Origin of the sequence: Mycobacterium simiae (assembly GCF_008370645.1) — a bacterium.
GTDB lineage: Bacteria > Actinomycetota > Actinomycetes > Mycobacteriales > Mycobacteriaceae > Mycobacterium > Mycobacterium simiae_A.
The window spans coordinates 1-1,048 of sequence record NZ_VTZN01000411.1; the positions used below are offsets into that span (position 1 = coordinate 1).

The following is a 1,048-nucleotide window of genomic DNA, read 5'->3' on the forward strand; positions in this document are numbered from 1 at the left end:
TGGATCAGCAGGCGCGGGCGGGCTGGAGCGGCCCGGAGATCTTCGTGGTGATCGACGACGCCCAGCGGCTGCTGGCGGGCTTCGACTCCCCGCTGGAGCCGATCGCGCCGTTCGTGGAGTGCGGCGCCGACGTGGGCCTGCACCTCGTCTACACCCGGCCGTTCGGCGGGTTCTCCTCGTCGGTGGGCGCCGATCCGGTGCTGCGGATGCTGCGCCAGGCCCAGGCGCCGCTGCTGGTGATGGATTCCGACCCCGACGAGGGATTCATCCGGGGCAAGTGGAAGGGCCACCCGATGCCGCCCGGGCGCGGGTTCCTGCTCAACACCACCGAATCCGGCGTCTACGTGCAGGTCGCCGACCCGGCCCTACCGCGGGTCGAGCCCCGATGACCGGTGCATCGACATGCCGGGCGCCGCGCGGGCCGTTACACTGCGTCAGGGTCCCAGTTTTCAATTCAATCACGTTTCGGATGCGTTCATGTATCGGGAGGTTGCGGTGTTCGTAACGGCGTTGCCCACGTCCATGGAGACGGCGGCCTCGGGCCTGGCCGCGATCGGGTCGGCGGTGACCGCGGGAAACGCCGCCGGCGCCCCGCTGACGATGGGCGTGTTGCCGCCTGCGGCCGAGCCGGCCTCGGCGCTGCTGGCCGCCGCGTTCGGCACCCATGCCGGGGTGTATCAGGTCACCCAGGCCATCGGCGCGGTGATCCACGAGATGTTCGTGGCCACGCTGGGCGCCAGCGCCGCCGGCTACGCCGCCGCTGAGGCGCTCAACGCGGCCGCCATGGCCTAGGTCGCAGCGGGGCAGATGGCCGACTACGAGGTGCCGCCGGAGATCAATTCGGGCCGGATGTATGCCGGTCCGGGCTCGGCGTCACTGCTCGCCTCGGCCGGGGCCTGGCAAGCGCTGGCCACCGAGCTGGGCTCGGCCGGCGCGGCGTTCGGCGCGGTCGTCTCCGAGCTGGCCGCCGGGTCGTGGCTGGGCCCGTCCTCGGTGTCGATGGCGCTGGCGGCCGCCCCGTATGTGGTGTGGATGATCGCCACCGCCG

General features: G+C 72.2%; 3 protein-coding genes. All 3 read left to right on the forward strand.

All coding sequences use genetic code 11. The features are described 5' to 3' along the window. Window positions 1–389 (forward strand): hypothetical protein (locus tag F0Q45_RS28275; protein WP_188113184.1); only part of this gene is annotated, 389 nt, incomplete at its 5' end. Between the two features lie 13 nt (window positions 390–402). Next, window positions 403–792 (forward strand): PE family protein, encoded by a 390-nt coding sequence (locus tag F0Q45_RS26145; protein ID WP_373425098.1) that lies wholly within the window; start codon window positions 403–405, stop codon window positions 790–792. A gap of 15 nt (window positions 793–807) precedes the next feature. Further along, window positions 808–1,048, forward strand: a 241-nt coding sequence (locus F0Q45_RS26150) for a PPE domain-containing protein (RefSeq protein ID WP_149656610.1), incomplete at its 3' end; no start/stop codon positions are given.

Bases quoted from the DNA above. Each gene is read 5' to 3' on its own strand.
- F0Q45_RS26145 (WP_373425098.1), top strand. From the start codon at position 403: ATGCCGGGCGCCGCGCGGGCCGTTACACTGCGTCAGGGTCCCAGTTTT.